Annotated in this window: 8 protein-coding genes; all 8 read right to left on the bottom strand. The window is 63.6% G+C overall.

All coding sequences use genetic code 11. The features are described 5' to 3' along the window. A partial coding sequence (locus J4F42_20665) for an SMP-30/gluconolactonase/LRE family protein (GenBank protein ID MCE2487933.1) occupies nucleotides 1-905 on the bottom strand: 905 nt, incomplete at its 3' end. Between the two features lie 16 nt (nucleotides 906-921). Beyond that, complete coding sequence (locus tag J4F42_20670) at nucleotides 922-1,296, bottom strand: VOC family protein (protein MCE2487934.1); 375 nt, start codon at nucleotides 1,294-1,296, stop codon at nucleotides 922-924. Between the two features lie 200 nt (nucleotides 1,297-1,496). Next, nucleotides 1,497-2,498 (bottom strand): hypothetical protein, encoded by a 1,002-nt coding sequence (locus tag J4F42_20675; GenBank protein MCE2487935.1) that lies wholly within the window; start codon nucleotides 2,496-2,498, stop codon nucleotides 1,497-1,499. 96 nt (nucleotides 2,499-2,594) lie between these two features. After that, nucleotides 2,595-3,551 (bottom strand): TIGR03619 family F420-dependent LLM class oxidoreductase, encoded by a 957-nt coding sequence (locus J4F42_20680; protein MCE2487936.1) that lies wholly within the window; start codon nucleotides 3,549-3,551, stop codon nucleotides 2,595-2,597. Nucleotide 3,552: 1 nt separating this feature from the next. Further along, nucleotides 3,553-4,299, bottom strand: a complete 747-nt coding sequence (locus tag J4F42_20685) for an aldolase (GenBank protein ID MCE2487937.1) — start codon at nucleotides 4,297-4,299, stop codon at nucleotides 3,553-3,555. Then, nucleotides 4,296-5,153: an MOSC domain-containing protein gene (locus J4F42_20690; GenBank protein MCE2487938.1), complete on the bottom strand. Its 858-nt coding sequence runs from the start codon at nucleotides 5,151-5,153 to the stop codon at nucleotides 4,296-4,298. Before J4F42_20690 ends, J4F42_20685 begins: the two co-directional genes overlap by 4 nt. Nucleotides 5,154-5,182: 29 nt before the next feature. After that, nucleotides 5,183-5,623: a VOC family protein gene (locus tag J4F42_20695; protein MCE2487939.1), complete on the bottom strand. Its 441-nt coding sequence runs from the start codon at nucleotides 5,621-5,623 to the stop codon at nucleotides 5,183-5,185. A 21-nt stretch (nucleotides 5,624-5,644) separates the two neighbouring features. Beyond that, on the bottom strand, nucleotides 5,645-5,833 hold a 189-nt coding region (locus J4F42_20700; GenBank protein MCE2487940.1), incomplete at its 5' end, for a hypothetical protein.

Raw genomic sequence — 5,833 nt, forward strand, 5'->3', positions numbered from 1 at the left:
TAGCGCTGATGATACAGCGGATGGCCGTTCACATTGGTATGAATGCGGCTGAAATGCTCGCCTTCGAGGTTGGCAAAATACAGGTCTTGCAGCCCTGGCCCGCCAAAGCCGCAGTTGGTTGGGGCAACCAGCTTTTGGCTGTCGGGATCGTCAATCATCAGCGTCCACTCGCCGTTGGTCTCGACCCTGATGATCTGGTTGGTCAGGGCCAGCGCGCCGTCTTTGGCCCGGCCGGGCAGGGTGACGTACATCACCCCGGCCGTATCAAAGGCCATGCCGTCCGGCAGCGACGGAAAGTTCTGTGAGTAGACCTCGGCCTGACCGAACGTGCCGTCCTTTTTCAGGGCGATGCGCAGACAGTCGTCGCGCGAGCTTTCCAGGACGTACACGGCTTCCTCCTGGGGATCAATGGCTGTGCCGTTGGCGGCATAAATACCGGTGGCCACGACCTCGTTTTTGCCGTTCGGCCGGATACACACCAGGGCCCCGTTGGGCGCCGGCTGGGACAGCTCGGACAGCACCGTGTTGATGTCGGCGGTGCTGGTGTTGGACACAAACAGATTGCCCTCGGCGTCGTAGGTCGCAAAGTTCGGCAGAGTGAGTTTCACGTCGCCGACCCGGTCGGCGATCAGCGACACCTGGCCGGCCTGGGTCACCCGCATCACGGCTTGTTTGCCCAGATCGCAGTAGATCAGATCGCCGTTCTTGTCCATGGTCACCCCGTTGGGGATGGACCCCTCGGGCAGCTGTACCAGCTCGCTGACCTGCCCGTCGGGGCTGACCTTGTACATGATGCCGTTACGGCCGCCGCCGTATACAAAGCCGTCCTTGTCGATCACCACATCCTCGGCCTGTAGCGTGCCCCTGCCGAAGATTTCAATCTCGCTGAGTGGAATGCTCGCCATCGTGTCTCCTCCCGTGTCAGTCCTGGTCCATGAACTGGATGACCTCCAGCGTGGTGCCGGCCGCGTCTTTGATGAAGGCAAACTTGGCAAAGCCCATGTCGGTCGGCTCGACGATGAACTCCACGCCCCTGTCCCGCAGCCCGGCGACTGCCGCCTCGAAGTCATCCACGGCCAGACCGATGTGGTCGCCCACCCCGGCGTGGATCTGCTGCGAGATCGTCAGTGGCAGGCCGTCCATCTCCAGGCGGACGATCGGGATGCCGCGAAACTCCAGCTCCTGGATTTTTTTGGCACCCAGGGTGTCCTCGTAGAAGGCGACGGTCTTTGGCACGTCGTCAACAATCAGATGGCGATGGTTAAAACTGTAGCTGACCTGCTGTTGTGCGGCCATCTCTTCCTCCTCTTGTGTGGGGTGCTCGCGCACAGAAAATCCCCCTCAGTCCCCCTTTTATAAAGGGGGAAGGGGCCAGCCCCGGCAGACTGATGCGCTGCTCCTCTTACAGAGGGGGAAGCGCGTCAGCGCAAGGGGATTGGTGGGGCAGGCTGGTTCTCCTCCGGGGAACAATGCACCCTGAGGCAGCATACTCACTTCTAGTTTGGTGTCCAGGCGATGGCCCGAATCTCGCCAAACTCACGCTCGACCTTTTCCCACGAGGCGCCCCCGTCGGTACTGGTATACACATAGCCGTGCAGGCTGTTGGCCACGACGATATTGGGGTCGGCCGGGTGGGTGCCGAACCAGTAGATGGTCGAGTTCGGGGTCACCGGCAGGTCGGCCGCCTGCCAGCTTCTCCCGCCATCGGTCGAGCGCTGAATGGCGCCGGTCTTGCCCGGCACAAAATCTCCGTTGCCGACGAAGATCGTGTCCGGGTCGTCGGCTTTGACGGCCACCCCACGACAGTAGGAGATCTGGTCTTTTTCGTAAAAACGCGGAAAGCCGTGCAGCGCCCAGTTTTGTCCCTCGTTGGGACTGGACCAGACCCCGTCCGGCGTGGAAACCAGCACTTTCGGCTCCGGCCCATTGCTGATCGTCAGGCCGTGGACATCCTGGTTGAGGACGCTGTCACCCAAGTCCGGCAAGCGCTCCCAGCTCTCCCCACCGTCCTGGCTGCGATACACGCCGTCGATCTCGACCCCGACCCAGATCGTCTTGGAATCCCGCGGGTCGAAGGTGATGTTGGTGATCTTGGGGGCGCCGGCCAGGCATTCCTTGGCCGTCTCGACCGCAGCCTGCTCCCAGGTCTGGCCGCCGTCTTTGGTGTGGTACACGGCCGGCGGCTTGGTGCCGGCCCAGACTTCGTTCGGATCGTCCGGGCTGACCGCCACCGACCAGATCTGCTTGCCGTACATCGGTGACTCAATATAGTTCCAGCTGGCGCCCCGGTCGTCGCTGCGATAGAGGCCGGCCTCGGAGCCGGCGTAGAGCTGGTTCGGGTTGTGGGGCGAAACGGCCAGGGCCCGGATTTGGATTTCGCCGGGCTCGTCGTCAAAGGGCAGCTTCATTTTGCTTCTGCGCCAATTGTCCCCGCCGTTTGAGCTGTACCACACGCCAGCCCCAACCGTTCCCACACAGATGGTAAAGTCTTTTGCCATGGCTCGTCCCTCCTTATTCGTCACTACGGTCTGTATAGCATCGTCCGGGCTGGAAATGCCAGCGTGGCCCGGGCGGCCGACGACGTCGCCCGCCCATCAATCTTCTTGTGCTTTTTGTGACCGAAATCGGGTCAGCAGCCCTGCACTGAGCCGGCGGAGCTGGTCCATGACCGCCGGCGGGGGGCACAGCGGAATCAGGTTGAGGTGGGTCACCCCGGCTTCGACATAGCGTTCGATGGTCGCCAGACACTCGGCAACCGAGCCCAGCGCGCAGTACTTGGCGGCCAGATGGGCGAAGTCCTGGTTGTACTCGGTTGACAGGTAGCGAATGGCCTCGTGTTTGGCCTGCTCGTAGCTCGGCGCCAGGCAGAAATACAGCACAATGCCGCCGCTGAAGCCGGTTTTGGGCGTGTCGCGTTTGTGCCAGTGAGCCAAGGCGATGTCGAAGCTGGTCCGAAACCGCTCTGGGGTAACAAAATAGGCAAACCAGCTGTCGCCGTAGCGACCCGCCCGGGCCAGGGCCGCCTCCGAGCGCCCGCCAACCCAGATAGGCGGGCGTGGCTGCTGGAGCGGCTGCGGCTGCATGACTGCCCCGTCCAGTTGAAAGAAGCGGCCGCTGAAGCCGGCCGGTGTCCTGGTCCACAGGGCGGTGATGGCTTCGAGCGCCTCGTTGGCACGTCTGCCCCGTTCACGCAGCGGAATACCGCAGGCCGCATACTCGGGCTGAAACTCTCCGCCCAGGCCAACCCCGAGCAGCGCCCGCCCGTTCGAGAAGTGGTCGAGCGTGGCGATGGCCTTGGCCACCAGGGTCGGGTTGCGCAGCGGTAGCAGCAGGACGCCGGTGCCGAGTTGGATGCGCCTGGTGCGGGCGGCAAAGGCGCCCAGGGCGGTAAACGGGTCAAGCACCGGGCTGTGCCACAACACATGGTCGCGGTAGAGCAGCACATCAAAGCCCAGCCGCTCGATTTCCTCGGCCCAGTCACACAGGACCGATCCGGACACCAGCCCGGCGCCAAACGATCCCAGGGTCGTCCCAAAGGTCAGCTCAGGCATATCATTCCAGAAATTCGGGTGTCTCGCGGGTCAGAATGCGGACGATGGCCTCCAGATGCGAGCGGGCCTGTTGGCGCTCGGTCTCGAACTGCCTCCGGGTGCGCAGACAGACCTCGTCGGCAATGCGTTTGAGCGCTCCCCCGGTTGACTGCGCCAGGACCTGAATCATGCATGCCCGCTCCAGGTAGTACAGATCGTCAAACGCGGTGGCTACGTCCGGGCCGGTAACGACCACCCCGTGGTTGGCCAGAAAGACGACCTTGTTGTTGACCAGCTTGGTGCTGATTCGCTGTCCCTCGGCCTCGTCCAGGGCTAGGCCGTTGTACTCGGGCTCGTAGGCCACCCGCCCGTAAAAGCGCAGCGACTGCTGGCTGATCCACTCCAGACGACCGCCATCGAGCGCACACAGCGCTGCGGCGTAGGGCATGTGGGTGTGCAGCACGCAGGCGGCCGACGGGTGGTTGCGATGAATACGGGAGTGAATGAAAAAGGCGGTCGGTTCGGTCGGCCGGTGGCCTTTGACAATCCGGCCGGCCGCATCGACGGTGAGCAGATCGCTGACCCGCAACTCGGACCAGTGCAGACCCTGGGGGTTGAGCAGAAAGCGGTCGGTGGTCCCGGGCACGGCCAGACTGAAGTGATTGCAAATGCCCTCGCTCAGCCCCAGCCGGTCGGCCCAGCGCAGGGCGGCGGTCAGGTCGATTTTGGCCTGCCGTAGCTGTTCGGCCTGGGTGCTGTGTGTTGTCATGCGCCGGGCTCTTGTGTGACCAGGAAGACCGGGTCGCCGACCCGGACCGTGCCGGGCGTCTCAATGGCGGCAAACACCCCGAGCTTGTTACGATGCTGCTGGGCGACCGTGCGCAGAATGCGCATATCACGCTTGAGGTCGGTCTGTTGGTGGGTCGTCATCACACACCGCAGGGCCGGCTGGAGCTGGACGATCCTGACCTGCCCACCGACTTCCAGGCTGCCCTCAAGCCAGCCGTCCTCAACAAAGCCGTCCTGGCCGGGGTCGGTCTCAACCAGAATGTTGGGCCGGAAACGGCGCGCGTCGAGTTGGGCGTCGTCGCCGATCAGCCTCTCTACATGGGCCAGGCTGCCGCTGGCCAGGACGTGGATGCTGGCCGAGTCAAAAAAGGTGCCGGGTGGCAGGGGAAAAAAGTCGGGCAGGGTCGTGGCGCCCAACTCCGGAGCCGCCTGCTCAACCGTCAGGTCACCGAAAACGGTCGTTGGATCAATCTCGGCCTTGTTGCGCTGCTCGCTCTGGGCGCGTTCGAGCACGACCTGGCGGCCCAGCGCGTCGGACAGCACGGCCGAGGCATCGGCGGCCTGGACCTGCACCCGCCGACCGTCCGGCAGGCTGATGCTGAGCGGGGCCAGCTCCTCGGCCGTGGGCGGGCTGTCATAGCGGGCCGAGAACTCGAACAGGCGAGCCCACTTCTTGGCCGTCATCACCCGGCCGTTGGCTTCCCGCAGGGCATAGGCCCGGTCCCCGACCACACCCGTGGCGCTGATGTCAAGCTCGTCGAGCCGTTCTCCCAGCATGGATTTCACCGGATAGCGAAACAAGTCTTTGACCACGCCAATCTGCGTTCTGTCCATGTGTGCTTCTCCCTTCCTCGCCAGACTGCTTAGGATTTCTTCGCGCGGCGGCGGTCGGTGCCAACCCAGCCGGTTTGTGACACGTCGAACATCACGCCGTCCGGCCCGCTATAGCGCACCTCGGCGTTGCCGTGGCGGCCACTGTCCAGGCCCATGCCCAGCGCCTGGTTGATGTCCTCGCGGGGGCTACCGCCGGCCGCCGCCAGTTTCTGAGCGATGTCTTCCAGGTTTTCGACCTCAAAGCCGATGTGGTGGATGCCGCTCCAGTTTTTGCCCCGCTCGGCGCCGGCGACCTGATCGTTCTTGAAATCCAGAATCGCCAGATTGATCGTCCCGTCGGTCAGAAACGCGCCCGATACAATCGGTGTATCGATGCTGGACAGCTGGGTCATGCCAAACACCTCAACGTAAAACTTGGCCGTCTCCTCCGCATTCTGGGTCGCTATCGCAATATGTCTGAGCTTTGCCATAGGGTCCTCCTTGTGACTGGGCTAGGGTGTTTCATCCGTGCCGTCAAGCAGCGGCCCGTCCGCCGCCCAGCAGAGCCGCACAGTCTGCTCCAATTCCTGGGGATAGGCAAAGCCGTGGGCGTCCGCCAGGCTTCTGCCCACGCTGCCGACTTCGTCCCGGACCAGACGAATCCAGCCCAGGATATCCCGGCGGGAGGCCAGAGAAGCACC

It is taken from the genome of Desulfurellaceae bacterium (assembly GCA_021296095.1).
Classification (GTDB): domain Bacteria; phylum Desulfobacterota; class Binatia; order Bin18; family Bin18; genus JAAXHF01.

Excerpts from the sequence above, each read along its gene's own strand:
- J4F42_20670 (MCE2487934.1), bottom strand. The coding sequence starts at position 1,296 with ATGGCCGCACAACAGCAGGTCAGCTACAGTTTTAACCATCGCCATCTG.
- J4F42_20675 (MCE2487935.1), bottom strand. The coding sequence starts at position 2,498 with ATGGCAAAAGACTTTACCATCTGTGTGGGAACGGTTGGGGCTGGCGTG.
- J4F42_20680 (MCE2487936.1), bottom strand. The coding sequence starts at position 3,551 with ATGCCTGAGCTGACCTTTGGGACGACCCTGGGATCGTTTGGCGCCGGG.
- J4F42_20685 (MCE2487937.1), bottom strand. The coding sequence starts at position 4,299 with ATGACAACACACAGCACCCAGGCCGAACAGCTACGGCAGGCCAAAATC.
- J4F42_20690 (MCE2487938.1), bottom strand. The coding sequence starts at position 5,153 with ATGGACAGAACGCAGATTGGCGTGGTCAAAGACTTGTTTCGCTATCCG.
- J4F42_20695 (MCE2487939.1), bottom strand. The coding sequence starts at position 5,623 with ATGGCAAAGCTCAGACATATTGCGATAGCGACCCAGAATGCGGAGGAG.